The following is a 26,896-nucleotide window of genomic DNA, read 5'->3' as shown; positions in this document are numbered from 1 at the left end:
TGCGATAGTCCAGACAACACTGCTCACAAAGTGAACGCCCAAGCCAAAAGCGCCACCTTTTAGCGCGTCGCAAACAGATAAGTAGCTCCCAAACGATTTCCTGCCTAACCATCCGTTACCCGTGCCAGCGGTGACAGACTCGTCCCACGCCCGCAAAGCGCCTTCCCACAAGTGCTACCGATCTGCTCACAGCCCTTGGGCGGGCACGTTCCTACGTCCTTTTCCGCTCATACCCGCACTTGCGACACGGGCTTATATAGACGCGTCAAAACGTCGTTTTTAGGAGTTATTGGACGGCCATTCAATTTTAGGCATGGCAATTGCTCTATCAATTCAAAGCCTCTCGCCTCGCCGGTTGAAGAGCGCAATAACAAGAGCCTCGCCTGAGGCCATCACCCGCTTTGTGTGAGGAGATACTGTGATGACGTCGTTCAACTCCGGGGCTCAACCCCAGAACCGTGCGCCTCAATCCATCGGCTTTTTGCTGCTGGACAATTTCACGCTGATTTCCCTGGCGTCCGCAGTCGAACCCCTGCGCATGGCCAACCAGCTGTCCGGCCGCGAGCTGTATCGCTGGACAACCTTGAGTGTCGATGGCAACCAGGTGTGGGCCAGCGACGGCCTGCAAATCACCCCCGATGCCTCCATGCACAAAGCCCCGGCCCTGGACACCGTGATTGTCTGCGGCGGCGTGGGCATCCAGCGCACCGTCACCCGTGAACACGTGTCGTGGCTGCAAAGCCAGGCGCGCCAATCGCGCCGCCTGGGTGCGGTGTGCACCGGCAGCTGGGCCCTGGCGTGCGCCGGTCTGCTTGATGGTTTTGATTGCAGCGTGCACTGGGAATGCCTGGCGTCGATGCAGGAAGCTTTCCCCCGCGTGGCCATGAGCACACGCCTGTTCACCCTCGACCGCAACCGCTTCACCAGCTCCGGTGGCACCGCGCCGCTGGACATGATGCTGCACTTGATCAGCCGCGATCACGGGCGTGAATTGTCCGCCGCGATCTCCGAGATGTTTGTGTACGAACGCATCCGCAACGAACAGGATCACCAACGTGTGCCGCTCAAGCACATGCTCGGCACCAACCAGCCGAAGCTGCAGGAAATCGTCGCGCTGATGGAAGCCAACCTGGAAGAACCGATCGACCTCGACGAACTGGCGGTGTACGTCGCCGTGTCGCGGCGCCAGTTGGAGCGGCTGTTCCAGAAGTATCTGCACTGCTCGCCGTCGCGTTACTACCTGAAGCTGCGCCTGATCCGTGCGCGGCAGTTGCTCAAGCAAACGCCGATGTCGATCATCGAAGTGGCGTCGGTGTGCGGGTTTGTCTCCACGCCGCACTTCTCCAAGTGCTACCGCGAATACTTCGGCATTCCGCCGCGGGATGAGCGCGTGGGCTCCAACACCACCCAGCAGGTGGCGATGATGCCGATTCCGCAGGCACTGGTGTTGTCACCGTTGTCGGGGCCGTTGTCGGCGTTGAGCCAGGCGCGCAATGAGTCGACTTTTGCCAGCGTAAGGCTCTAGACCGAGTTGTCTGTATTCGCGAGCAAGCCCGCTCCCACATTTGACTGCATTTCAAAGTTGGAACTCGGTCGAATGTGGGAGCGGGCTTGCTCGCGAAAGCGGTCTATCAGGCCCCAGAGTTCTGCTTGAACTGCACCAACGCCGGCAACAACTGCTTATCAATCGCCTGGCGCACCGCCGGCAAGATCGTCGCACTGCCGGTGTACATCTGCTCGACCATCCCTTTCAGCGCCTTGGCCCGCGCTTCGCTCAAACCGCGTACCGCACACTCGCACGCCTGCTCGGCGGTGGAGCCGCTGGACACCTCAAAACCCAGTGAGCGCAGTTGGCCCAGCAGGTCATCCTGATCAATCAAATCCGCATGCATCATGACGTTTTATCCTGGTGAAGGGAGCGGGGTTTGACCTGGATTCTGGTAGCCGCTCAACCGGTCGGCAAGGGCAGATTGCGCGAATGCCTCAGATGGCTATGGGCATGTCGTTTTCGGGCCATTTGCCGACAGAAGTAATAGGCACACTGAGCTCAAGCAAGCAGCTTGAAGGTTTGGTCACCCTCGGGATGTACGGCTCACACAAAACATTCTGCCTCGATCTTGTCACGGCTTGATCGGGGCTTTTTTTATGCCGATGACCCGGCCGAGCAGGGCAGGACGCGGCAGGTCGATCTGCTCCTGACTGATCGCCGAAAGGCGTTGCAATGACGCCTCGGTAAACGGCGCCGCATGCGGCCCGGCGAGGTCGACGTGGAGCAGCATCTGCTCGTTGCCGGCCAGCTCCTTTTCATCCCCGACTAAATGCAGGCTGTGATAGAGGTGCAGGCGCTTGGCGTCATGGGCGATCAGTTGGGTATGTACCTCGACCTCGGCGCCGAGTTTCACTTCGTGCAGGTAGTTCAGGTGCAGTTCCAGGGTGAACAGCGAATGGCCGCTGGCTTCGCGGTTTTCGCTGTCGAGGCCGAGGGTGTCCATGAGGGCGTCGGTGGCGTAGCTGAAGATCAGCAGGTAGAACGCGTCGCGCAGGTGGCCGTTGTAGTCCACCCAGTCGGGGTGGATGTTGGTGGTGTAAGTCGTCAGTGCAGGCATGGTATTAATCCTGGATCAGGAACTCGGTCAAAAAAGTGGGAGCTGGCTTGCCTGCGATGGCGGTGGTGAATCTTGCATCGCTATCGCAGGCAAGCCAGCTCCCACACAGATCAATAGCTGTTATTCAGCGAAAGTCATGCCGTGTTTGGCCTTGGTGGTTTTCACCGCCTCCAGCACCGCCAGCAGGCAATCATCACGATAGCGCTCCAGCGCCGAAATGCTGTGTTTGCCTAGCTGATCGCTGGTGCCGTCGACCACATCATCAATCAGCTTTTCCGTCAGCTCTGGCGCCGGCAAATACGTCCACGGCAACTGCAAGGCCGGGCCGAACTGTGCCATGAAATGGCGCATGCCCGCATCGCCACCGGCCAGGGTGTAGGTAAGGAATGTACCCATGAACGACCAGCGCAGCCCGGCGCCAAAACGGATGGCGTCGTCGATTTCGCCGGTGGTCGCCACGCCGTCGTTCACCAGGTGCAGCGCCTCGCGCCAAAGGGCTTCGAGCAGACGGTCGGCGATAAAGCCAGGGACTTCCTTGCGCACGTGCAGCGGGCGCATGCCGAGGGATTCGTACACCTTGATCGCCGCCTGAATCGCCTCTGGTGCGGTGTTTTTACCGCCCACCACTTCCACCAGCGGCAACAGGTAGACCGGGTTGAACGGGTGACCGACCACGCAGCGTTCCGGGTGGGTCGAGCCCTCGTAGAACTCACTCGGCAACAGGCCGGACGTGCTGGAGCCAATCAGTGCGTTCGGCTTGGCGGCGGCGCTGATCTTGCTGTGCAGTTCCAGCTTCAACTCCAGGCGTTCCGGGGCGCTTTCCTGGATGAAGTCGGCGTCTTTTACGCACTCCTCGATGGTGGCGACGAAGCGCAAGCGGTCCTGGGAGGCACCGGGTGCCAGGCCTTGCTTCTCAAGGGCGCCCCAGGCGTTGGCGACGCGTTTGCGCAGAGCGGCTTCGGCGCCGGGCGCGGGGTCCCAGGCGATTACATCCAGGCCGTGGGCGAGGGCGCGGGACACCCAACCGCTGCCGATGACACCGCTGCCGAGGGCGGCGAAGGTTTTGATTTCGGTGATAAAGCTCATTGGCGACAATCCTGAAGAGTTCGGTGATTCCCTGTGGGAATGAAGATCTAAATGTGGGAGCGGGCTTGCTCGCGAAAGCGGTGTGCCAGTTGATGTATCCGGTGACTGATCCACCGCTTTCGCGAGCAAGCCCGCTCCCACATTTTTAATCCGTTTTCGGCAGGGGGTTAGCGGCGTTGGGTCAGGCCCATCTTGATGCGGCCTTCGGCTGGGGTCAGCACTCGCGCACCCAGGCGGCTGAGGATTTCACTGGCGCGTTCCACCAGTTGCCCATTGGTCGCCAGCACGCCTTTGTCCAGCCACAAGTTGTCTTCCAAACCGACTCGCACGTTGCCGCCCAGCAGCACCGCTTGCGCCGCCATCGGCATTTGCATGCGGCCGATGCCAAAGCCGGCCCACACGGCGTCGGCGGGCAGGTTGTCGACCATGGCTTTCATGGTGGTGGTGTCGGCCGGTGCGCCCCAGGGGATGCCCAGGCACAGTTGGAACAGCGGGTTGTCGAGCAAGCCTTCCTTGATCAGCTGCTTGGCAAACCACAGGTGGCCGGTGTCGAAGATTTCCAGCTCGGCCTTCACGCCCAGCTCCTGGATACGTTTGGCGCCTGCCCGCAGTTGGGCCGGGGTGGACACGTAAATGGTGTCGCCATCGCCGAAGTTGAGGGTGCCGCAGTCCAGGGTGCAGATTTCCGGTAGCAACGCTTCGACATGGGCCAGGCGCGTCAGCGGGCCGACCAGGTCAGTGTTGGGGCCGAATTCCATCGGGTTCTCACCGGCGCCGATCTCCAGGTCGCCGCCCATGCCCGCCGTGAGGTTGACGATGATGTCGATGTCGGCCTCGCGGATGCGCTCCATCACTTCGCGGTACAGGGCGACGTCGCGGCTGAACTTGCCGGTTTCGGGGTCGCGCACGTGGCAGTGCACAACGGTGGCGCCAGCCTTGGCGGCTTCCACCGCAGCGGCGGCGATTTGCTTGGGAGTGACCGGCACGTGGGGGCTGCGGCTGGTCGTGTCGCCAGCACCGGTGAGTGCGCAGGTGATGATGACGTCATGGTTCATGGGGCGGTTCCTTACAGGCGTTGTGATGCCGTTCGCAGCCGTATCTGGCTGCGAAGCGGTGATGGAAAGTGAGTTATTTGCTGGTCAGTTGCAGGTTGGCCGCAGCCGGCTTGCCGTCGAAGGTGGTCACACCTTCAAGCCAGCGCTGCTGGTCTTGCGGGTGATCCTTGAGCCACTGCTTGGCGGACTCGATCGCGTCCTTGTGGTCCAGCAACGGTTGCATCATCCGGCTCTCGTCGGCGGCGGTGAAGGTCAGGTTGGTCAGCAGTTTGTGGACGTTGGGGCACTGCTCGGCGTAGGTCGGCGACGTGACGCTCCACACGGTGGCCATGCCTTCGTTCGGGCCCAGGGCGTCGTCGCTGCCGCTGAGGTAGGTCATGGCGACGTTGACGTTCATCGGGTGCGGCGCCCAGCCGAAGAACACCACGGCTTCCTTGCGGCGCACCGCGCGGTCGACGGCGGCGAGCATGCCGGCTTCGCTGGACTCCACCAGCTGGAATTTGCCCAGGCCGAACTGGTTCTTGGCGATCATCGCCTTGATCTGGGTATTGGCGCCTGAGCCTGGCTCGATGCCGTAGATCTTGCCGCCCAGTTCCTTGTCGAACTTGGCAATATCGGCGAAGGTTTTCAGGCCCTTGTCCGCCAGGTACGTCGGCACGGCGAGGGTGGCGCGCGCGTCTTCCAGGCTGGGTTTATCGAGGACCTTGACCTGCTTGGCGTCGACGAACGGCGTGATGGTCTGGGTCATCAGCGGGTTCCAGTAGCCCAGGAACAGGTCCAGGCGCTGGTCGCGGATGCCGGCGAAGATGATTTGCTGGGAGGCGCTGGTTTGTTTGGTCTTGTAGCCGAGGCCGTCGAGCAACACTTGGGTCATGGCGCTGGTGGCGATCACGTCGGTCCAGTTCACCACGCCCATGCGCACGTTCTGGCAGGATGCCGCGTCGGCCGCCATGACGTTGGTACTGAAAATGGCGCTGGCGCTGAGTGCGAGTAACAGTCGGTTCATGGTGGGTCCCTCGGCAGGTCGTTATTGTGGGGGCCGGTGTCTTTGTGCACCGTGACGCCACGTTACGCAGCTTGCGGGGCGGTAAAACGCACGGCGGCGACCGACTCTTGCACTGCAGCGACCTGTCCTCTTGAAACCCGTTGCGAACGGGAGTATCACAGTGCCACGCTGCCCGCCCGACGAGAGCGCCACCATGTCCCAGGATTTCTACTTTCTGCTGATGCCGGGCTTCTCGGCCATCGGTTTTATCTCCGCCCTTGAACCGCTGCGGGTGGCCAATCGCTTTCGCGGCGAGCTGTACCGCTGGCACGTGCTGAGTGCCGATGGCGGCGCGGTATTGGCGAGCAATGGCATGTCGGTCAACGTCGATGCAGCGCTGGAGCCCCTGAAAAAGGGCGCGACGTTATTGGTGGTGGCCGGCTTTGAACCGCTGAAGTTCGCCACGCCTGCGCTGGAACACTGGCTGCGCCGCCTCGACCATGACGGCGTGACCCTCGGCGCCATCGATACCGGCGCCTGCGTCCTCGCCGAAGCGGGCCTGCTCGACGGCTACCGCCTGACCCTGCACTGGGAAGCCATCGACGCGTTCAAGGAGTCCTATCCGCATCTCAGCGTGACCCAGGAACTGTTCGAGATCGACCGCCGCCGCATCACTTGCGCCGGCGGCACCGCCTCCATTGACCTGATGCTCGACCTGATCGCCCAGGCCCACGGGCCTGAGCTGGCGATCCAGGTCTCTGAACAATTCGTACTCGGCCGCATCCGCCCACGCAAAGACCACCAACGCATGCAGATCGCCACGCGCTACGGCATCAACAACAAGAAACTGGTGCAAGTGATCGGCGAGATGGAACAACACAGCGAACCGCCGCTGACCACCCTGGCGTTGGCCGAAGCGATCAAGGTTACGCGGCGCCAGTTGGAGCGCCTGTTTCGCCTGCACCTGAACGACACGCCGAGCAACTTCTACCTCGGCCTGCGCCTGGAAAAAGCCCGGCAGCTGTTGCGCCAGAGCGACATGAGTGTGCTGGAGGTGAGTATTGCCTGCGGGTTTGAATCGCCGTCGTATTTCACCCGTAGTTACCGGGCGCGGTTTGCGAAGTGTCCGAGGGAGGATCGGCGACGGGAGGTGGTTTGACGAGCAATTATAGTCAATTATACTCGCGACTATAATTTATAGTCCTTCCTATAATTGGGTATAAAAACATGTCCAAGAATAACGGCTTCGTGTTCCGCCGTCCCACCCTGGCCAGCAGCATTGCCGACGGCTTGGTGGGGGCTGGTATTCAGGATTTCACGTCTGGCCTGTTTCTCGCGGCGCCACGTCGTACCGGCAAAAGCACCTTTTTGCGCGAAGATCTGATCCCGGAATGCCAGCTCAGGGGCTGGATGACGGTGTATGTCGATCTGTGGGCTGATAAAGAAAAAGACCCCGCAGAGTTGATTGCCAGCGCGATTGCCGCAGCGCTGGTTCCCTATGAAAAGGGCATTCGCAAGCTGGCGAAGAACATGGGAATCGAGAAGTTAAGCTTTCTGCGCACCCTGTCCTGGGACTTTACCAAGCCACAATTACCTGTCGGCGCAACGCTGACCCAGGCGTTGGAACTGCTCCACAGCGCGGCAGAAAAAACCGTCGTGCTGGTGATAGATGAAGCACAGCACGCACTCACCAGCGAGTCTGGTATCAACGCGATGTTTGCGCTTAAGGCTGCCAGGGATCAACTCAACCAAGGTCGCGACGAGGAAGGCAACGGCTTGTATCTGGTGTTCACCGGCTCCAATCGCGACAAGCTGGCCCATTTGGTATTAGGCAAAAGCCAGCCATTCTTCGGTTCCAGCATCACGCCTTTTCCGCTGTTGGGCAGGGAGTTTACCCAAGCGTATACCGTGCATATCAACGCCCTTTTGGCCGAGACTAACCAGTTCAACGCTGATGACATTGATGAAGTCTTTGAGCGGGTGGGCCGTCGCCCGGAGATGTTGCGCACCATCCTGGGTGAAGTGGCGCTTGAGTTGGGTGAGGCGAATAACCTGGGTCAATTGCTGCACAGTCGCGCCGAATCGCTGCGTGCTGGCGTGTGGACCGAATTCGAAAGTGCCTGGAATGCCCTGACCATCCCTCAGCGTGCGGTGCTGGAAGTGATGGTGGAGCGTTCACAGAGCAACGAACCTTTCGCACCGTTTACCGACAGTACTGTCACGGCGGTGAGCAAGGCGCTGGAAGACATGGGCAGTGACGTGGTGCCGGGCACCCAGACTATTCAGGCCTGTATCGATGCGCTGCGCGACAAGGAGCTGGTCTGGAAGTCGAGCCGGGGAGGCTATGCCCTGGAAGACAAGTCGTTCGGCGAGTGGCTGCTGCACAAGCGCCAGACATCCATCTAAAAGGCAACGCAGGACAAATGTGGGAGCTGGCTTGCCTGCGATGGCGGTGGTGAGGCTTACATCGCTATCGCAGGCAAGCCAGCTCCCACATGGATACTCGGTGTGGCTTATTTTTTCAGCAGAGCCGAGCAGGCAGCTTTGTAGGCTTCATGCTGATATTTGTTCAGGCTGGCCGGCAGTTCAAAGTTGTGTTTCTTGTTCTGCGCATTGATGGTCTGCGGCGACAACAACGTTATCTCCACACCCTCCAGCAACTGAAACACGCCCTCAATCTTGAACGTAGTCGGCCCGCCGGCGAACTCACCCTTCTTGCTGCGCTTCTTGATCGCAATCCGCTCGATGCCGTTGGCCTGCACAAACGCCTTCACCTGGGCGGCGAAGGCTTTGACGTTGGCCGCTTCATCATCGTCTTCGAGGGCGATTTTCTTGGTGGCCAGGGCGACATGGGTCAGCGCCTGGTTGTCCAGGGAAGCGACGGCGATGATGGCTTCGCTGCCTTTGATTTCGATGCCGCAGATAGTCATGAGTGGCCTTGGTTCAGAAAGAAAGTGCCGGGGATTGTCGCTTATTCCTGCCCAATCGACTCCAAAAACTCCGACCGCTCATCACTCATCCGCGCCAGGCAATCATTTACCGCAATCGCGTAAGCCTTGGTGCCGTTCACCGCTGGGAAGGTGTCCACGGCGCAATCGGCATCCCGCAGTTTTTCCCACTTCTGCTGGGCATCCTTCAGACGAGCGGTAATGTCCGCCAGCTTGGTCTTGTCGCTGCCGTAGGTCGCGGCCATGCGTTCCAGCAGGCCCTGGTAGTTATCCTTGAGCAGTTGTTCGGCGGTGGTTTTGTTGTAGGTGGCGCATTCCAGGGTTTGTTTGTCGTTTTCGATGCCGTCGCAGGGCGTGCTGTCGGTGTCTTCGGCCGCATGGGCGGTGGTTGCGATGAGTGCCAAAGCCAGGAAAATCGATTTCATTGCGCCGTCTCATATCAGGTGATGCGGGAATTCTGGCCCAAGAGTAGGACAAAGAACAGCCGCCAGTCAGAGCTGTCATAGCAGCCTTTGTCGTGGATTGACGCTTTCGGCAATTCCCCTGTCGTTTTTGCACCCGGCTCGGGTTGTCCCTGGGCATATGCTGGCCCCAAAGCGCCGGCAGACGATTCGGCGCATGAATCGCCAATAAGGGGACGCCTGATGAGCCCAGCCGAATTGCACGCCGACAGCATCGTTATCGACGGGCTGATTATTGCCAAGTGGAACCGCGACCTGTTCGAGGACATGCGCAAAGGTGGCCTCACCGCCGCCAACTGCACCGTGTCGGTGTGGGAAGGGTTCCAGGCCACCATCAATAACATCGTGGCCAGCCAGACCCTGATCCGTGAGAACAGCGACCTGGTGATCCCGGTGAAAACCACCGCCGACATCCGCCGCGCCAAGGAACTGGGTAAGACCGGCATCATCTTCGGCTTCCAGAATGCCCACGCGTTCGAAGACCAACTCGGCTACGTCGAGATCTTCAAGCAGCTCGGCGTTGGCGTGGTGCAGATGTGCTACAACACCCAGAACCTGGTCGGCACCGGTTGCTACGAGCGCGACGGCGGCCTGTCGGGTTTTGGCCGTGAGATCGTCGGCGAGATGAACCGCGTCGGCATCATGTGCGACCTGTCCCACGTCGGCTCCAAGACTTCCGAAGAAGTCATCCTCGAATCGAAAAAACCGGTGTGCTACTCCCACTGCCTGCCGTCCGGGCTCAAGGAGCACCCGCGCAACAAGTCCGATGAAGAACTCAAGTTTATTGCGGACCACGGCGGTTTTGTTGGCGTGACCATGTTCGCGCCGTTCCTGGCCAAGGGCATCGATTCGACCATCGACGACTACGCCGAAGCCATCGAATACACCATGAACATCGTCGGCGAAGACGCCATCGGCATCGGCACCGACTTCACCCAGGGCCATGGCCAGGATTTCTTCGAAATGCTGACCCATGACAAGGGCTACGCCCGCCGCCTGACCAGCTTCGGCAAGATCATCAACCCACTGGGCATCCGCACCGTGGGCGAGTTCCCCAACCTCACCGAAACCCTGCTCAAGCGCGGCCACAGCGAACGCGTGGTGCGCAAGATCATGGGCGAGAACTGGGTCAACGTCCTCAAGGACGTCTGGGGCGAATAAGCCAGCGCAACACTGCGCAACACCTACATAAAAATTTTTCTGGAGTTAAGTTTCCATGGCCAAGATCGCCCCGCAATTACCTATCGAAGTCGACAGCGAGACCGGTGTCTGGACCTCCGACGCCCTGCCCATGCTGTATGTGCCGCGCCATTTCTTCGTCAACAACCACATCGGTATCGAGGAAGTCCTGGGCGCCGATGCCTACGCCGAGATCCTCTACAAAGCCGGCTACAAATCCGCCTGGCACTGGTGTGAAAAAGAAGCCGAATGCCACGGCCTGGAAGGCGTCGCCGTGTTCGAACACTACATGAAGCGCCTGTCGCAACGCGGCTGGGGCCTGTTCAAGATCCAGGACATCGACCTCGACAAAGGCACCTGCAGCGTCAAGCTGGAGCACTCCGCATTTGTCTACGTGTACGGCAAGGTCGGGCGCAAAGTGGACTACATGTTCACCGGCTGGTTTGCCGGCGCCATGGACCAGATTCTGCAAGCGCGCGGCAGCCAGATCCGCACCGTCGCCGAACAAGTCTACGGAGGCTCCGAAGAGGGCCACGACGACGGCTTGTTCACCGTCAAGCCGTTGTAAGCCGAGGACCGTGCCATGGCTTTCGAAGCAATGTTTGCGCCGATCCAGATCGGCAAACTGACCATCCGCAACCGCGTGCTCAGTACCGCCCACGCCGAGGTGTATGCCACCGACGGCGGCATGACCACCGAGCGCTACATCCGTTATTACGAAGAGAAAGCCAAGGGCGGCATCGGCCTGGCAATCTGTGGCGGTTCGTCCGTCGTGGCCATCGACAGCCCGCAGGAATGGTGGAGCTCGGTGAACTTGTCCACCGACCGCATCATCCCGCACTTCCAGAACCTGGCCGACGCCATGCACAAGCATGGCGCCAAGATCATGATCCAGATTACCCACATGGGCCGTCGCTCGCGCTGGGACGGCTTCAACTGGCCGACCCTGATGTCGCCGTCCGGCGTGCGTGAGCCGGTGCACCGTGCCACCTGCAAGACCATCGAGCCGGAAGAAATCTGGCGGGTGATCGGCAACTACGCCGCCGCTGCTGGCCGCGCGAAAGCCGGTGGCCTCGACGGCGTGGAACTGTCGGCCGTGCACCAGCACATGATCGACCAGTTCTGGAGCCCGCGGGTCAACAAGCGTACCGACGAATGGGGCGGCAGCTTCGAAAACCGCATGCGTTTCGGCCTGGAAGTGCTGAAGGCTGTGCGCAAGGAAGTCGGCCCGGATTTCTGCGTGGGCATCCGCCTGTGCGGTGACGAGTTCCACCCGGACGGCTTGTCCCACGAGGACATGAAGCAGATCGCCAAGTACTACGACGACACCGGCATGCTCGACTTCATCGGCGTCGTGGGCTCGGGTTGCGACACCCACAACACCCTGGCCAACGTCATCCCCAACATGAGTTATCCACCGGAGCCATTCCTGCACTTGGCCGCCGGGATCAAGGAAGTGGTCAAGGCCCCGGTGCTGCACGCGCAGAACATCAAGGACCCGAACCAGGCCACGCGCATTCTGGAAGGCGGCTACGTGGACATGGTCGGCATGACCCGTGCGCACATGGCCGACCCGCACCTGATCGCCAAGATCAAGATGGGCCAGATCGACCAGATCAAACAGTGCGTCGGCGCCAACTACTGCATCGACCGCCAGTACCAGGGCCTGGATGTGCTGTGCATCCAGAACGCCGCGACGTCCCGTGAATACATGGGCGTGCCGCATATCATCGAGAAAACCACCGGGGTCAAACGCAAGGTCGTGGTGGTCGGTGCCGGCCCTGCCGGGATGGAAGCTGCACGCGTCGCCGCCGAGCGTGGCCATGACGTGACCCTGTTCGAGAAGAAAGAATTTATTGGTGGGCAAATCACCACCGCATCCAAGGCGCCGCAGCGTGACCAGATTGCCGGGATCACCCGCTGGTTCCAGTTGGAGCTGGCGCGCTTGAATGTCGACCTGCGCCTGGGCGTGGCCGCCGATGCGGCGACTATCTTGGACCTGCGCCCGGACGTGGTGGTGCTGGCCGTGGGTGGGCATCCGTTCCTGGAGCAGAACGAACACTGGGGCGCGGCGGAAGGCCTGGTGGTCAGCAGTTGGGACGTGCTCGACGGCAAAGTCGCGCCGGGCAAAAACGTACTGGTCTACGACACCATCTGCGAATTCACCGGCATGTCGGTGGCGGATTTCCTTGCGGACAAAGGCAGCCAGGTGGAGATCGTCACCGACGACATCAAGCCCGGCGTGGCCATCGGCGGTACGTCGTTCCCGACCTACTACCGCAGCATGTACCCCAAGGAAGTGATCATGACCGGCGACATGATGCTGGAAAAGGTCTACCGCGAAGGCGACAAGCTGGTGGCGGTGCTGGAGAACGAATACACCGGCGCCAAAGAAGAACGTGTGGTGGACCAGGTGGTCGTCGAAAACGGCGTGCGCCCGGATGAAGCGATCTACTACGCCCTCAAGGAAGGCTCGCGCAACAAGGGCCAGATGGACGTCGAGGCGCTGTTCGCGATCAAGCCGCAGCCGTGCCTGAGCGAGGCGGGTGACGGTTACTTGCTGTTCCGCATCGGCGACTGCGTGGCGCAGCGCAACACCCACGCTGCGATCTATGACGCCCTGCGCCTTTGCAAGGATTTCTGACCCAGCCTTGAACCAATGTGTACTCGGTCAAAAATGTGGGAGCGGGCTTGCTCGCGAAGGCGGTGAATCAGCCACCGGATGCGTCAGCTGACACACCGCCTTCGCGAGCAAGCCCGCTCCCACATTTGGGGCCAGTTTCACAGTAGACCTGTGTGGTCTTTGGGAGCTTCACCATGTTGAATACCTTGCTTCCTATCCTTTTGTTTGCCGCCCTGGGCCTTGCCGTCCTCGGCGCCCTGCGCCGGGTAAACATGTGGCGCCGTGGCCGTGCGTCCAAAGTCGACCTGCTGGGCGGCCTGCTGGCCATGCCCAAGCGCTACATGGTCGACCTGCACCACGTGGTCGTTCGCGACAAATACATGGCCAACACCCACGCCGCCACGGCGCTAGGCTTTTTGCTGTCGGCGCTGCTCGCCATCCTGGTGCACGGCTTCGGCCTGCAAAATCGCATCCTCGGCTACGCCTTGTTGCTGGCCTCGGTGCTGATGTTTGTCGGCGCGACCTTCGTTTACCTGCGTCGGCGCAACCCGCCGTCACGCTTGTCGAAAGGCCCGTGGATGCGCCTGCCGAAAAGCCTGATGGCGTTCTCGGTGAGCTTCTTCCTGGTGACCTTGCCGGTGGCCGGGATCCTGCCGGCGGACTTCGGCGGCTGGCTGCTCGCGGCGTTGTTGAGCGTGGGTGTGTTGTGGGGCGTCAGCGAGATGTTCTTCGGCATGACCTGGGGCGGCCCGATGAAACACGCCTTCGCCGGTGCCCTGCACCTGGCCTGGCACCGCCGCGCCGAGCGCTTTGGCGGCGGGCGTTCCACCGGTTTGAAACCGCTGGATTTGAGCGACAAGACCGCGCCCCTGGGCGTGGAAAAACCCAAGGATTTCACTTGGAACCAACTGCTCGGTTTCGACGCCTGCGTGCAATGCGGCAAGTGCGAAGCCGCGTGCCCGGCCTTTGCTGCCGGCCAGCCGCTGAACCCGAAAAAGCTGATCCAGGACATGGTTGTTGGCCTGGCCGGTGGCACCGATGCGAAGTTCGCCGGCAGCCCTTATCCAGGCAAAGCGATTGGTGAACACAGCGGCAACCCGCATCAGCCGATCGTCAACGGCCTGGTGGACGCCGAGACCCTGTGGTCCTGCACCACCTGCCGCGCCTGCGTGGAAGAGTGCCCGATGATGATCGAGCACGTGGACGCCATCGTCGACATGCGCCGCCACCTCACCCTGGAAAAAGGCGCGACGCCGAACAAGGGCGCCGAAGTCCTCGAAAACCTCATCGCCACCGACAACCCCGGCGGCTTCGCTCCGGGCGGCCGGTTGAACTGGGCGGCGGACCTGAACCTGCCGTTGCTCAGCGAAAAAGGCTCCGCCGACGTGCTGTTCTGGGTCGGCGACGGTGCCTTCGACATGCGCAACCAACGCACCCTGCGCGCCTTCGTCAAAGTGCTCAAGGCGGCGAATGTCGACTTCGCCGTGCTCGGCCTGGAAGAACGCGACAGCGGCGACGTGGCCCGCCGCCTGGGCGACGAAGCGACCTTCCAGTTGCTGGCTTCGCGCAATATCCAGACCCTGGCCAAGTACAGCTTCAAGCGCATCGTCACCTGCGACCCGCACAGTTTCCATGTGCTGAAAAACGAGTACGGCGCCTTCAACGGCAACTACGTTGTGCAGCACCACAGCACCTTCATGGCCGAGCTGATCGGCGAGGGCGCGCTGAATCTGGGGCAGCACAAGGGCAATAGCGTGACCTATCACGACCCGTGCTACCTGGGCCGCTACAACGGCGAATACGAGGCGCCGCGCCAGGTGTTGCGCGCGCTGGGCATCGAGGTCAAGGAGATGCAACGCTCGGGCTTCCGTTCACGCTGCTGCGGCGGTGGTGGCGGGGCGCCGATCACCGACATTCCCGGCAAGCAGCGCATTCCCGATATGCGCATGGAAGACATCCGCGAAACCGGTGCCGAACTGGTGGCCGTGGGTTGTCCACAGTGCACGGCGATGCTTGAGGGTGTTGTTGAGCCAAGACCTTTGATCAAAGACATTGCCGAACTGGTCGCTGATGCCTTGCTGGAAGACGCCGCGCCTGCCAAAGCCCCCATAAAGCGTGAACCTGCGGAGGTGCATTGATGAGCGACATTATCCGCCGCGACCCCCGGGCCGAATGGATCGCCCGCAACCGTCTGCACCCGCTGCATGCGGCGATGCAGCCGGTGCAACACAGCTGGATGGGCCCCAACGGTGTCATCCGCAAAAACGTACATGGCGTCGGTTTTATCGGCCCCAACGGCATCAAGCGCATCGACCGCAGCGGCGCCCAGCAGGGCGGCGCGGCCAAGCGCACGGCGGCGGTGGAAGTGCAGTTGCCGCTGCATCAGATTGCCGCGCCGGCGTTTTACATCAACGTGGTGCCGGACATGGTCGGTGGCCGCTTGAGCAGCCACGACCGCGACTTGCTCGGCCTCGCCCGACAACTCGCGGGCAGCGACGGCGCGGTGCTGGCGGTGGTGTTTGGCGAGCACAAGGAAAGCGCGTTCGCCACGGCCGGTGTCGATCGCCTGCTGGTGCTGGAGGGCCACGAGTTCGACGGTTATGCACCGGAACAACGGGTGCAAGGTTTGCGGGCTGTGGATAACCAGTTCAATCCACGCCACTGGTTGCTGCCGGACAGCCGCAGCGGTGGCGGCGAATTGGGCCGGCGCTTTGCTGCCAGCCTCAAGGAACGCCCGGCCACGCGCGTATGGCAGATCAAGGGTGACGAGTGCATCGGCCGCGCCGGTGCGGGCCAGGAAGACTTGGCCCGGCCATTGCCGCGCCTGATCCTCGCTGCCGTGGAGTGCGCGGAACCGGTCAGCGAAACCCGCCACGAAGTGTTGCCCGTGGAGTTATCCACACCCCTGGCACGCAGCCTTTCGCGCATCGAGGATCTTGGTGCGGTGGCGGTGGATCCGGCAGCCATTCCGATGGCCGAAGCCGAATTCATTTTCTCCGGCGGCAACGGCGTGAAGGACTGGGCGCTGTTCCACCAGACCGCCGCCGCCCTCGGCGCCACCGAAGGCGCATCACGGGTGGCCGTGGACGACGGCTTTATGGCCCGCGACCGCCAGGTCGGCGCCAGCGGCATCTGGGTCACCGCGCGGGTGTATGTGGCGGTGGGTATTTCCGGGGCGATCCAGCACCTGCAAGGCATTGGTGCCTGCGACAAGGTGGTGGCGATCAACCTCGACCCGAGTTGCGACATGATCAAGCGTGCCGACCTGTCGGTGATCGGCGACAGCGCCGCGATTCTGCAAGCCTTGATCGCTGCGGTAGAAACCTACCGCAACGGCGCCAAGCGCGATGCGGCTTAAGGAGTTGGCCATGACCACGAATGTAATCAGCCTGGTGTCCATCGGCGCCCACCCGACTTCCGGGCGCCCGCGCCGCGCCGAGCAAGACGCGCGTGCGGTCGAGCTGGGTTTGCAGATGGCTGGGGATAAGTTGCAGGTGCTGCACGCCGGCAATATCAACGAGCCGACCCTGCGCAGTTACCTGGGCATGGGCCTGCCGCAATTGCATGTGCTGGAACAACCGGCCGGCAGCGATGCGTTACCGGTGCTCAGCGACTATCTGCGCGATGCAGGTGCCCATGTGGTGCTCGCCGGCAGCCAGGCGGAAACCGGCGAAGGCTCGGGCATGTTGCCGTTTTTGCTCGCCGAGCAATTGGGCTGGCCGTTGATTGTCGGGCTGGCGCAGGTGGAGTCCATCGACGGCGGCGTGGCGCACGTGCTGCAAGCCTTGCCGCGTGGGCAGCGGCGGCGGTTGAAGGTGCGCTTGCCGTTCCTCGCGACGGTGGATAACGCCGCACCGAAGCCTCGGCAGAGCGCGTATGGTCCGGCGCAACGCGGTGAACTGGCAGCCCATGAGGTCGAGGTTGAAGAGGATGGCTTGTTCGCCGACGCGGTGTTGCAACCGGCCAAGCCGCGGCCCAAGCGCCTGAAGGTGATCAAGGCCAAGAGCGGTGCGGATCGGATGAAGGCAGCGACGGCCAAGGCCAGTGGGGGCGGCGGGCAGGTGCTCAAGGGCGTGAGCGCGGAAGAGGGCGCACAGGCGATTCTCAAGTTGTTGGTGGAAGAAGGCGTCGTCCGCTAATCCGAAAGCGCAGAAGATCAAGTGTGGGAGCGGGCTTGCTCGCGAATGCGGTGGATCAGTCAATGAATAGGTTGGCTGACACACCACATTCGCGAGCAAGCCCGCTCCCACATTGGGTCTTCACTGTGTCTGGGGAGCCTGAGGTGCCGATACTGGTGCAGGTTTGGGCACAAGTGGTGGCAACGGCGGCGGCAACGGTTCCCAAGGCCCCGACGTGTTCATCGGCGGTGGTATCGGCGGCGTTGGATCACCCCCCGTCGGCTTGAGAATCATCTTCTCGGTGGTATCGCGCAAGATCATCCCCTCCGTCGAACTGCGCGCCTCGGTGCCGCTGTGAAAGGTGCTGATCTGCGAGATCGGTAGATCCAGGTTGCGCTCGATCCTCGGCGTCAGCAGCAGGATGATTTCGGTTTTCTGCTGGGTGCTTTTGTTGGTGCCAAACAGCTTCTTGCCGATCCAGGGGATCTGGCTCAACCAGGGCAGCCCAGAGCCTTCGTCGATCTCGGCGGTGCGGATCAGGCCCGAGACAATCTGGGTTTCATTGTTTCGCGCGGTCAGCAGCGTCTTGGTGGCGCGGGAACCCAGTTCAAACGTCGCCGGAACCGTGTCTGTCGCCTCGATCCGCTTGGTGATATGGCTCATTTCCACGTTCAGTTCCAGGTTGACCTCATCGCTCAGGCTGATGATCGGCTTGACGCTGATCTGCAACCCCACGTCCTGGTAGGACACGGATGAGGTGGTGATCTGGTTGGCGGTGGTGGTGGTCACTACGGGGATCTTGTCGCCGATATTGACCGAGGCCTCTTCGCGGTTGCGCACGCGTACCCGTGGGTTGGCCAGGGTCACGGTGTTGCCGCTGCGTTGCAGCATATTGATGCGCGCCGAGGTGCTCCCCGAATCCAGCAGAATGTTATCGCCATTGATCCCGCGCAATGCGCTGATGGGGATGCCCGCCAGCCCGGCGGGTACGTTGGCCAGGTTGCCGACCGACAAGCCAATGCTCCCCGGGTACTGGATGCCCAGGTTTTGCTCATCGTCCACGCCAACCTCCAGCACCTGGATATCAATGGTCACTTCCGACTGCGCGATATCAATGGCCTCAACCATCTTCTCCACGGCGCTCAGGGTGTCGAGCCCATCACGTACGATCACCGCGTTCAGACGCTCATCCACCAGTACTTCCTTGGGCTTGAGCACCTGCTTGATCTCGGCGGCGACGACCTTGGCGTCGCCATGGCTGAGGTAGAACGTGCGCACCGCCAGCTCGCGGTATTCGCGTTCTTTGTCCGGGCGCCGGGGGTAGATCAGGATCGTGTTGTTGTTGAGGATTTTCTTCTCCAGCCCCTGGGTGGTCAGCAACAGGTTCAGTGCATCTTCGGCCGTGGTGCGACTGGCCGTCATGCTGGCAGCGGCGCTCGGATTGACGTCCTTGTCGATGACAAAGTTGACCCCCGACAGGCGCGCGATGGTTTCGAAAATCGTGCTCAGGCTCTGGGAGCTGAATTCCAGGCTCAGGGGTTTGCGCATGGCGTCGGACAGGTTGGCACTCAGATAGTCGGCGCTCACCAGCTCGCGGGTCAGGGCGTTGCGAAAGTCCAGGGCCTCACGGTAGTTGGGCTTTTGCGCGATGATCTGGCGCACCAGGTTGAGCGCTTCCACCGGGTTGGCGCGTTTCATTTCATAGGCCCGCGCCAGTTGCGGGCGCAGTTGTTTCATGGCCTGGATGCTCTGGATTTCCTGGCGTGCGCCGAGGTTGCTGGGGTCGTATTTGAGGATGGTTTCCAGCGCGCGGATGGCCGCCGCGTCGTCGCCGCGCATCAGCGCGGTGCTGGCCTCGCGGCTGTATTGGGCAACCAGCAGCTCCAGCTTGCCGAATTGCGCCGTGCGCAATTGCACATCGTCGGGCGCGGTTTTGGCTTCGGCCTGGAGCACTTCGACTGACCTGACGATGTCGCCTTGTTGACGCAACTCTTCGCTGTGCTTGATCGCCCGCTGGGTCTCGCAGCCATTGAGCAGCATCAGCGTCAGGCTCAAGGGGATCCACGTACGTATCGACATGATCGTTTCCTTTCCCGGTCAACGCGTGTCCAGGCGCAGGGTGCTGACATGCTTGAGCGGCATGTAGGTCAGCACCACGGCGGTATCGGTAAGTTTGTCCAGTCGGTAGTGCGCGTCGAGCATCTTGCCCGGCACGATGCGCCCGGGCACCGCGCAACGGTTGCACAGGGTGTATTGGCTGCCATTGCCGCTTAGCACGACGATTTTTGCCTGGTTCTCGTAACGCCATTGCGCGGCGACGGTGAAGGGCAACGGCGGTGGTTTGGGCGGTGAGTTGTCCACCGGTGTCGGCGGCGGCAACGGGACCCAGGTTTGGGCAGGGAACAGGTCGATCACTGGGCTCGCCGGTGGTTCGGGCGTTGAGACGGTCGCAGTGTCGATGGGTTTGGCAACTTGCGCCACAGGCGCGTTGGCCGGGCGTTGCGGCGCGTCTTGCCAGAACAGCCAGCCGCAGCCAATCAAGGTCAGCAGCAACAGCGCGCGCAAATACAGCGGCAGCTTCATTCCACCACCCCCAGGACGCTGACTTTGAGGCTGATGGTGAGCACGCCACTGAGGATCTCCTTGCGTTCCAGGGTCACGCTTTCGATACGCACGGCCGGCTGCTGCGCCACGTCCGCCAAGGCTTCGCGCAACAGCACGTAGGGGCCGCTGAGTGGGATCTCGACCTCCAGGCGTTGCAGCCCGGTGTCGCCCGGCGCGGAGTAGGCCAGGGTGGTTTGTTCAATGATGAAACCACGCTGGGTGAGGGTGCCCAGCAACGTTTCCAGGCGCGGGGCGAAGTCATGGGCGCTGGGCATTTTATCCACCACCGCCGGCTCGGTGACCTGCACATCCTGGGGTTGTTCGGCGATACCGGCCTCCAGTTCCTGGCGTCGCTGCTGGTCGGCGATGCCCGCCGGGTGAATCAGCGCCACTTCAATCAACAGCGTTGCCGCCATCACCCCCAGCGCCAACAAGCCCCAGAAGCCCAGGCCTTGTTGCCATTGCATCAGCTGCCAGCGCAGGCGCGGCAGGTGACGAGTGAGGATGTCCATGGGCGGTTACCCCGCGCCAACGGTGAGTTTGACCTGCACCGGGTGTTGCGGGTCGTTGGGCTTGCGCGCGCTTTGTTGCAGGCTCACACGCACCCCCGGCTTGGCCTTGAGCCGCTCGACAAAACGGAACGCTTCGGCCAATGCCCGGGCTTCCAGGTCCAGGTGCAGCACTTGGTTCTGGGTGTTGACTTCTATCCGCGTCAGGGCGATCTCCTTGGACCAGGCCTGGGCGACTGCGTCGATCAGTGCAAAGGGCGTCTGCGACTGTTTGGAGAACGCCTCCAGCTGCTGTTTTTGCTGGGGCGACAGGCGAATGGCAGCCTGGATCAACTGCTCCTGGCGACGTGTCAGTTGAATGAATTGCTGTTCCAGCTCATCGGTGCGCAGTTGCTGTTGCTCCATGCGCTGCCAGTGCTGCCAGGTGTTGAACAGCAGCGCCAGCGCCAGCAGCCATAACACCGCCAGCAACGGTCGGTGGGCGGCGTTGGGGTGTTGGAAATCCACCCCGGGCGCAGGGGCCGCGCGCAACTGTTGCCTGAGGGTCGTGAGCCTGGAGTTCATGCCGGGGCTTCCTCCAGCCAGGGATGCAACGGCCCCAGCCATGGCGCGACAGGGCGATTGGCGACGATCAGCGTGGCTGGCGCCGAGCGTTGCGCGAGCAGGTCGGCAGTGAACAGGTTGTCGCTCAATAGGCTGTCGGGTTGGGTGGGCAGCACGCACACCTGGGACGGCGTGCCCTGTTGCCGATAGAGGCAACTGAGGCCGGTGGCTTCGGGGACCGCGAGCACGCAGTCTTCGGGCAGGTACCGCCAGTAGCGCTGGGCCACGGCCGTGAGCAATGGCGTGCAGGTCAGCAGGGGCAAGCGCGCCAGCTTGAACAGGTCGCGCAGGTCTTGCAGCAGGTCGCGTTGGATCGCCACCGCGAGGCGGTCATGGCCGAAGGCACTGTTGGCGACCTGCACTTGCCAGCCCTCGGCACCGATACCGGCCTGCTGGTTGAATGCGGCTTCAGCAAATCCTTGCCAGTCAACCTGGCGGTGCAGGCCTGTCTGCCATGGCAGCATCAGATAGTGCACATGGGGAAACCCCAGCAGTACGTTGGCCCGGTCCAGAAACCGCACGCGCCCGCGCGGTGCTTGCTCCAGCAATTGCGCGCAGGCTGCCAACGGCTCGCCGGCCTGCTCCGCGCGCCATACGGTTGCGCCCCGCCAGCGCGGGCGGGCGGCCCACGTGGCGCCGCTGTTGTGTAACCACACCACGTGCTCAGTAAAGGGAAATGACACGGTGGATCTCCTTGAGCGTGGTATCGCCCTGGGCCGCGTGGGCCAGGGCGATATCGCGGATGAACACGTGGCCGGCTTCGCGCGCCAGCTCGCGCAAGGTGGCTGCCGAACTGCGGTCGAGCAGCCCTTGTTTGATGCTGTCGGTCATGCCGAGGACTTCTGCCAGGGCGATCCGCCCGCGATAGCCGGTGTGGCGGCAGGCCTCGCAGCCTTTGCCGATGCGGTAGTGGCCTTGCTTGAGCTGGGCACTGGTCAAGTGGGCGAGCCGAGCGATTTCTGCATCGGGTTTGGTAGTGACCCCACAGTCCGCGCAGATGCGTCGCACCAGGCGTTGAGCAACCACACCGTTGAGGGCTTCCACCACGCTGTGGGCATCGACGTCCATGTAGCTGAAACGCTCAAGGACGCTGAAGGCGCTGTTGGCGTGCAACGAGGTCAGCACGCGGTGACCGGTCAGGGCGGCTTGCACGGCGATACCGGCGGTTTCGCCATCGCGGATTTCCCCCACCAGAATCGTGTCGGGATCGTGGCGCAGGATCGAGCGCAGGCCACGGGCGAATGTCAGGCCCTTCTTGTCGTTGACCGGGATCTGCGTCACACCGGCCAAGTGATACTCCACCGGGTCTTCGATGGTGATGATTTTCTGCTCGCCCGTATTGATCTCCGTGAGTGCGGCATACAGGGTCGTGGACTTGCCACTGCCAGTGGGCCCGGTGACGATCAACATGCCGTAGGGCTCGCTGGCCAACACGCGAATACGCGCAATGGTGTCAGCGGCCAGGCCGAGGCTTTCCAGGCTCAGGGACTCGCCGCGCTGCGACTTGTCGAGGATGCGCAGCACCGCGTCTTCACCGTGGATGCTGGGCATGATCGACACGCGGAAATCCACCTCGCGGCCCTGGATTTTCATTTTGAAACGCCCGTCCTGAGGCACCCGGCGCTCGCCGATATCCAGCTCCGACAACACCTTGATCCGTGACAGCGCCTGTTCGGCCATGTCCAGGCCGCTGGCTTTGCCCATCTTTTGCAACACGCCGTCGATGCGGTACTTGATCTCCAGGCCTTCGGGGTTGGTTTCCACATGGATATCGCTGGCGCGGCTTTGCAAGGCGTCGAACAACATCGAGTTGACCAGGCGCACCACCGGGTTGTCATCGCGGGCGAGGCTGCTCAGTGAGATCTCTTCGGCGGCCTGGCCGACGCGGACGTTTTCGTCGCCTTCGCCGAAGGGTTGCATCACGCGCTGGCTGGCTTCGGCCAGTTTCAGTTGGGCCTTGACCGCACCCGGCAGGCTCATGGCCAGGGGCAGCTGGCGCAGGCCAGGGGTGGACTGGAGCCAGTGTCGGTTGGCCAGGGTAAACGGCTCGCCCAGCGCCAGGCAGGTTTGGCCCTGGTAGTCCAGGGGGAGCACGTTGTGGATCAGCGACTGAGGCAGCGACAACACGTCGAAACGCCAATGGTGTTCCAGCTGACCGGGCTCGATGGCGATCAAGCCCAGTGGCGCGGCAATGCTGCTCAATTGATCGGGCGACTCGTGCAGCACTTCCACCAAGTAGTTGGCCACTGACATCGAGCGCTGCTCCGCTAGCGCTTGCCACTGCCGCGTCTGCTCGCTCATGGCATTACCCCTGTATGGATCCTGCCAATTCAAAAATCGGCATGTACAACATGAACACGATCAGGCCGATCAGCCCGCCCACCACCAGCATCAGCAAGGGTTCGAAAACCTTGCTGAACAGCTCGATGGCGCGCTCCAGCGCTTCGTCGTGAAACTGCGCAATACGCTCGCACATGGCCGCCAATTCACCGCTTTGCTCGCCGACGCGAAGCAGGCGTTCGGCAACGGCGGTGGTCAGTTGATGGCGCGCCAGGGACGTGGAAAGCGGCTGGCCGGCCTGGATATCGGTCATGGCGTGGCGCAGGTCGGCCTGGCGCTCGATGGGCAGCAGTGCGCCGGACATTTCCACCGCCGTGACCACTGGCATGCCGCCCATCAGCAACATGCCGGCGGTGCGATAAAAGCGCGCGAGGATAAACAGCGTGCGCTGAGCGCCGAGGCTGGGGATTTTCCAGAACAGGTTGGCGACCCGGCGTTTGAAGGCGGCGCTGCGCAGCAGCACCACGAGCGCGATGATCGCCAGCACCAGGCCGATCAACAGCTCGGTGCCGCGTGTATCCACCAGCGCGCCCCACCACACCATAAAGCGCGCGGTGGCGGGCAGGTCGGCCACCGCATCGAACACCGAGGCAAAGCGCGGAATCACGAAAAACAACAGGAACAGCAGGATCAACGCGCCCACGCCCAACACCACCAAGGGGTACATCAGTGCGCCGCTCACGCGCTTTTTCACCGTCTCCAGATGCGCTTCGAAATGGTGATAACGTCGTAGCGCTACGGCCAGTTGGCCGCTGTGCTCGGACGAGGCCACGGTGGCGATCAACAGCTCGGGAAAAATCTGTGGCTTGAGCTGCATCGCCCTGGACAGTGAATTGCCTTCGTACATCGATGCAAGCAAATCGCTCATGACCTGCCGGTTGATCCCTGGCGGCGCTTTGTCGCGCAGGGTTTCCACGGCTTCCACCAGCACCAGGCCGGCGTCCAGCAACACCACCAGCTCCTGGATAAACAGGCCGAGGGCGAATTTGGCGCGACGGCTGGGCAGCTTGAGTTGGCGACGTGCCTTCAGCGAGACGACCTGGGCGCCGTCGGCTTGCAGTTGCCGGCGCGCCTGGGTGAGGTCGAGGGCTTGCAGACGCAAGGTCTGCAAATGGCCGTCGCGGATGATGCGCGCGTCGATGTCGATCATGGCGTCTGCCTGGCCAGTTGTTGGCGCTGTTGCACCAGGTCGCCGTAGTAGTGCCATACCGCCCGTGCATAGCGCATACGGCGTGCTTCACGATCCGGCCGGGCGCCCGCGTTATAGGCTCCGACAGCCTGCCAGCCATAGCCCTGTTCCTGAATGAACCCGGCCAGGATCCACGCGCCGACCATCACACTGGTGCACGGCTGGTTGATCAAGTGCTGCTCGGTGATGCCGAACTGCGCGAGCGCGGGCAAGTGGCGGCTGTTGATCTGCATCAGGCCGATGTCCTGGCTGCCGTCGCCGTTGATATTGCGTGCGCGGGGGTTGAGGTTGGATTCGACCTTGGCGATGGCGTACAGCAACAAGGGATCGACGTGATAGCGGCTGGCCGCCAACTGCCAACAGTTGGCCTGGGCGGTGCCGATAAGGCACAACAGGGTCAGGACCATCCGCAGCGTGTGCATGTCACAGTCCGTAGACGATGTCGGCGTAGGTGTTCACCCCACCGGCCTTGCCATCGCGGCCCAGGGAGATGATCTCGGCGTCGTTGGGTGGAGTGCCAGGGTTCTTGAAGATATAGGGGTTACCCCAGGGGTCGGGCGGCAGCGTTTTCAGATACGGTCCCTGCCAGTTGGTGGCGTTGGCGGGACGGGTAGTCAGGGCATTGAGGCCGAGGGTTTCGTCGGGGTAGTTGCCGTTGTCCAGGCGGTACTGGTTCAAGGCGTCGGCAAGGGACTTCATCTGGCCCTGGGCGGTTTGCACTTTGGCCAGTTCCAGGCGATCGAACATCTTCGGGCCGACGTAGCCGGCGAGGAGGGCGATGATCAGCAGGACGACGAGCAGCTCCAGCAGGGTGAAGCCGCTTTGGGGGCTGTGGATAAGCGTGCGTGTGCGCATGACGATACCCGGCGGTTGTGTATAACTCTTCCGGCCCACGTTTTTCAAGCGGGCACCGCCGGTAGGACTACGTTAGAACCTGTACTGCTTTCAACTGTAGCGGTGCGCGATATAAGGCGCCGTTAGGCGCCCTATAACGTTTGGCGCTTGCAGTTATCGAGTCAGTGCATAAGCACTTGAGTCAAGGAACAACGTCCCACGCTCGCTGCCAGAATGTGGAGCCAGGTTTGCCAGGTTCATTTACGTCCTGCCCGCACCATGCTCCGGCGGCTCCCTGTTTGCACCGGTAGTTCACGCCATGATTGGATACTTCTGAGCCGCTGTTATAGCCGCCATTCGGTTTCCATTGAGGGAAACCTGTAGCTGGAGACACTCTGACGGCATGTGTCGCGGTGTAGTTGGCGCCGGTTTGCCCATCGCGTGTGTTCAATCGCACTATAAAGTCCGTGGGCTGTGTGACGACGGGTGCAGGTCCGGTTACTGTTTTAGAACTGATGTTATTAGTGATCAATACCGGGGCCCACGCATATTGTGGGGTGTTCTGCGCGTTTCTAAGCGTCCCGGTGAAGGTATAGGGTTGTCCGGAAACCAAGTCGACAGGTCCGGTAATTTCTGCCACCGGGGTTGGAGCAGGGCCCTCACCGTCAATGACCGTCATGTTCTGCATGGCGCCATCATGTTTGTAGTACACGTGGTTTCTCTTTGCATTTGTGTCGTCGAATTCGATTTTTCCATTCTCCTCATGGCCAATCTCGATGTCTTGGTTGGTGATGAGGTCCTTCAACTGCTTACTCCATTGCGTGGGGTCCAGGTTGTTCGCGTTAAGCGTTACTTTCTGGTCACTCACGTCGTTGCCATTACTGATGACACGGTGACGGATACTGTCGCCGGGCTTCGCTGTTTTGGTTGCGGGGTCGACGAAAGTCCCAATGAGATAGCGTTTTACCGGGATTTGCCCCCCTCCAAATGTCACGTCACTGCACATGACGAACGTCTCGCCCTTGTCATCATCTCTGGCCCAAATCACCACGATTACAGCTGGGCCGGTTTGGCCGTTTGGAAGAACGACGGGTAACTGCACTACGCCACTAGCCCATAGACCCTTGGGTATTGTCCCGGATTGCGGCTGCTGGACATCAGTTGCTGTGATCGGATGAACACCGCCAAGGGGCACAAGGTCGCCCACACTGACGGAGGTCGTTGCAGAGTTGAATCCTGGCTTGGTGATGAAGACGAACGCTCGGCTGGGTACGTGAACCGCAGTCATAAATAGCTTTATATTCAACGACGACCCTGAAGTTAAAGGCTCTTTTGTCCAGTCTTTTGTTGGCACGGACATGCTTCTCTTTTTGGGGTCATTTGCCGAGCACACCATCCCTTGTTGGAGCTGATCCAATATTTGATTAATAGGTGTAGTGGCTGAAAATGTATTGATGGAGAACTCATGGAACTGATCGGTCGGATAAGCTTTGTCAGCATCCGTTGGCTCTATGGCGGCTGCTGTTCTGCAGCCGTCATCAACAATGTAGCCCGACCAATGCCCTCCTGTGCTTTTACAGTTGGATTGCCTATCAATTGGGAGTCCGACAAATCCATGCCCCCAACTCGTTGTGGGTACCGACACGATTGCCGTCAGCAAACCAAGAATCAAATAATTCAAATACCGCGTTAAAGTGTTCATGCTCGAGTCCACCTTCAATTCAGATAACCAAGTTCCGAACGGCTGGAACGATCA

The 26,896-nt window shown here is 61.5% G+C and carries 26 protein-coding genes; 9 read left to right on the top strand and 17 right to left on the bottom strand.

The features are described 5' to 3' along the window. The first annotated feature begins 421 nt into the window (after positions 1-421). Positions 422-1,525, top strand: coding sequence for a GlxA family transcriptional regulator (locus tag DBR46_RS17645; RefSeq protein WP_003216915.1), 1,104 nt, complete (start codon positions 422-424; stop codon positions 1,523-1,525). 106 nt (positions 1,526-1,631) lie between these two features. Here the strand turns inward: DBR46_RS17645 and DBR46_RS17640 are convergent, their stop codons facing one another. The 5 genes from DBR46_RS17640 to DBR46_RS17620 all read right to left on the bottom strand — a co-directional run bounded on the left by DBR46_RS17640 (position 1,632) and on the right by DBR46_RS17620 (position 5,753). Further along, the gene (locus tag DBR46_RS17640) at positions 1,632-1,895 is read right to left on the bottom strand and encodes a hypothetical protein (RefSeq protein ID WP_017735989.1); all 264 of its coding nucleotides are present in this window, start codon (positions 1,893-1,895) and stop codon (positions 1,632-1,634) included. Between the two features lie 225 nt (positions 1,896-2,120). After that, complete coding sequence (locus tag DBR46_RS17635; RefSeq protein WP_124527214.1) at positions 2,121-2,606, bottom strand: thioesterase family protein; 486 nt, start codon at positions 2,604-2,606, stop codon at positions 2,121-2,123. 120 nt (positions 2,607-2,726) lie between these two features. Next, a complete protein-coding gene (locus DBR46_RS17630; RefSeq protein ID WP_124527213.1) occupies positions 2,727-3,692 on the bottom strand; it encodes an L-carnitine dehydrogenase in 966 nt (321 codons plus the stop codon). Positions 3,693-3,859: 167 nt separating this feature from the next. Next, positions 3,860-4,747, bottom strand: coding sequence for a 3-keto-5-aminohexanoate cleavage protein (locus tag DBR46_RS17625; protein WP_124527212.1), 888 nt, complete (start codon positions 4,745-4,747; stop codon positions 3,860-3,862). 73 nt (positions 4,748-4,820) lie between these two features. Beyond that, positions 4,821-5,753, bottom strand: a complete 933-nt coding sequence (locus DBR46_RS17620) for a choline ABC transporter substrate-binding protein (protein WP_124527211.1) — start codon at positions 5,751-5,753, stop codon at positions 4,821-4,823. 193 nt (positions 5,754-5,946) lie between these two features. Here DBR46_RS17620 and DBR46_RS17615 point away from each other — a divergent pair, with 193 nt between their 5' ends. After that, on the top strand, positions 5,947-6,891 hold the full coding sequence (locus DBR46_RS17615) for a GlxA family transcriptional regulator (protein WP_177414085.1): 945 nt from the start codon (positions 5,947-5,949) through the stop codon (positions 6,889-6,891). Positions 6,892-6,959: 68 nt separating this feature from the next. Beyond that, positions 6,960-8,138 (top strand): AAA family ATPase, encoded by a 1,179-nt coding sequence (locus tag DBR46_RS17610; RefSeq protein ID WP_124527209.1) that lies wholly within the window; start codon positions 6,960-6,962, stop codon positions 8,136-8,138. A 107-nt stretch (positions 8,139-8,245) separates the two neighbouring features. Here DBR46_RS17610 and DBR46_RS17605 read toward each other — a convergent pair whose 3' ends face one another. Continuing rightward, entirely contained in the window at positions 8,246-8,662 is a 417-nt protein-coding gene (locus tag DBR46_RS17605) for a DUF3010 family protein (protein WP_124527208.1), read from the bottom strand. A gap of 41 nt (positions 8,663-8,703) precedes the next feature. Next, the gene (locus tag DBR46_RS17600) at positions 8,704-9,105 is read right to left on the bottom strand and encodes a lysozyme inhibitor LprI family protein (RefSeq protein WP_017738420.1); all 402 of its coding nucleotides are present in this window, start codon (positions 9,103-9,105) and stop codon (positions 8,704-8,706) included. 219 nt (positions 9,106-9,324) lie between these two features. Here DBR46_RS17600 and DBR46_RS17595 point away from each other — a divergent pair, with 219 nt between their 5' ends. The 6 genes from DBR46_RS17595 (at position 9,325) to DBR46_RS17570 (ending at position 17,082) form a co-directional block, all read left to right on the top strand. After that, a complete protein-coding gene (locus DBR46_RS17595) occupies positions 9,325-10,302 on the top strand; it encodes a dipeptidase (RefSeq protein ID WP_003176573.1) in 978 nt (325 codons plus the stop codon). A 55-nt stretch (positions 10,303-10,357) separates the two neighbouring features. Beyond that, entirely contained in the window at positions 10,358-10,888 is a 531-nt protein-coding gene (locus tag DBR46_RS17590) for a DUF5943 domain-containing protein (protein WP_033898043.1), read from the top strand. A 15-nt stretch (positions 10,889-10,903) separates the two neighbouring features. Continuing rightward, positions 10,904-12,964 (top strand): dimethylglycine demethylation protein DgcA, encoded by a 2,061-nt coding sequence (gene dgcA / locus DBR46_RS17585; protein ID WP_124527207.1) that lies wholly within the window; start codon positions 10,904-10,906, stop codon positions 12,962-12,964. A gap of 173 nt (positions 12,965-13,137) precedes the next feature. Further along, complete coding sequence (gene dgcB, locus DBR46_RS17580) at positions 13,138-15,081, top strand: dimethylglycine demethylation protein DgcB (protein WP_124527206.1); 1,944 nt, start codon at positions 13,138-13,140, stop codon at positions 15,079-15,081. After that, positions 15,081-16,301: an electron transfer flavoprotein subunit alpha/FixB family protein gene (locus DBR46_RS17575; RefSeq protein WP_124527205.1), complete on the top strand. Its 1,221-nt coding sequence runs from the start codon at positions 15,081-15,083 to the stop codon at positions 16,299-16,301. The genes dgcB and DBR46_RS17575 overlap by 1 nt, the downstream gene beginning before the upstream one ends. Positions 16,302-16,311: 10 nt before the next feature. Then, entirely contained in the window at positions 16,312-17,082 is a 771-nt protein-coding gene (locus DBR46_RS17570) for an electron transfer flavoprotein subunit beta (protein ID WP_124527204.1), read from the top strand. A gap of 120 nt (positions 17,083-17,202) precedes the next feature. On the opposite strand, the gene DBR46_RS17565 is transcribed toward DBR46_RS17570, so the two are convergent. The 10 genes from DBR46_RS17565 to DBR46_RS17520 form a co-directional block, all read right to left on the bottom strand. Then, the gene (locus DBR46_RS17565) at positions 17,203-19,140 is read right to left on the bottom strand and encodes a secretin N-terminal domain-containing protein (RefSeq protein WP_124527203.1); all 1,938 of its coding nucleotides are present in this window, start codon (positions 19,138-19,140) and stop codon (positions 17,203-17,205) included. An 18-nt stretch (positions 19,141-19,158) separates the two neighbouring features. Next, positions 19,159-19,644: a hypothetical protein gene (locus DBR46_RS17560; RefSeq protein WP_124527202.1), complete on the bottom strand. Its 486-nt coding sequence runs from the start codon at positions 19,642-19,644 to the stop codon at positions 19,159-19,161. Further along, complete coding sequence (locus tag DBR46_RS17555) at positions 19,641-20,177, bottom strand: hypothetical protein (protein ID WP_124527201.1); 537 nt, start codon at positions 20,175-20,177, stop codon at positions 19,641-19,643. Before DBR46_RS17555 ends, DBR46_RS17560 begins: the two co-directional genes overlap by 4 nt. A gap of 6 nt (positions 20,178-20,183) precedes the next feature. Beyond that, positions 20,184-20,738: a hypothetical protein gene (locus tag DBR46_RS17550; protein ID WP_124527200.1), complete on the bottom strand. Its 555-nt coding sequence runs from the start codon at positions 20,736-20,738 to the stop codon at positions 20,184-20,186. Next, positions 20,735-21,460: a hypothetical protein gene (locus DBR46_RS17545; RefSeq protein ID WP_256659326.1), complete on the bottom strand. Its 726-nt coding sequence runs from the start codon at positions 21,458-21,460 to the stop codon at positions 20,735-20,737. The genes DBR46_RS17550 and DBR46_RS17545 overlap by 4 nt, the downstream gene beginning before the upstream one ends. After that, positions 21,441-23,078: a GspE/PulE family protein gene (locus DBR46_RS17540; protein WP_124527199.1), complete on the bottom strand. Its 1,638-nt coding sequence runs from the start codon at positions 23,076-23,078 to the stop codon at positions 21,441-21,443. Before DBR46_RS17540 ends, DBR46_RS17545 begins: the two co-directional genes overlap by 20 nt. A 4-nt stretch (positions 23,079-23,082) precedes the next feature. Then, positions 23,083-24,267, bottom strand: coding sequence for a type II secretion system F family protein (locus DBR46_RS17535; RefSeq protein WP_124527198.1), 1,185 nt, complete (start codon positions 24,265-24,267; stop codon positions 23,083-23,085). Continuing rightward, positions 24,264-24,728, bottom strand: coding sequence for a transglycosylase SLT domain-containing protein (locus DBR46_RS17530; RefSeq protein ID WP_124527197.1), 465 nt, complete (start codon positions 24,726-24,728; stop codon positions 24,264-24,266). Before DBR46_RS17530 ends, DBR46_RS17535 begins: the two co-directional genes overlap by 4 nt. 1 nt (position 24,729) lies before the next feature. Then, positions 24,730-25,161, bottom strand: coding sequence for a type II secretion system major pseudopilin GspG (gspG, locus tag DBR46_RS17525; protein WP_124527196.1), 432 nt, complete (start codon positions 25,159-25,161; stop codon positions 24,730-24,732). 181 nt (positions 25,162-25,342) lie between these two features. Beyond that, positions 25,343-26,842, bottom strand: coding sequence for a lytic polysaccharide monooxygenase (locus tag DBR46_RS17520; protein ID WP_124527195.1), 1,500 nt, complete (start codon positions 26,840-26,842; stop codon positions 25,343-25,345). Between the last annotated feature and the right edge of the window lie 54 nt (positions 26,843-26,896).

The sequence above is a fragment of the Pseudomonas sp. KBW05 genome (assembly GCF_003852405.1).
GTDB lineage: Bacteria > Pseudomonadota > Gammaproteobacteria > Pseudomonadales > Pseudomonadaceae > Aquipseudomonas.
Note: the sequence above shows the minus strand (reverse complement) of the source record. Positions and strands in the feature narration are given on the sequence as shown.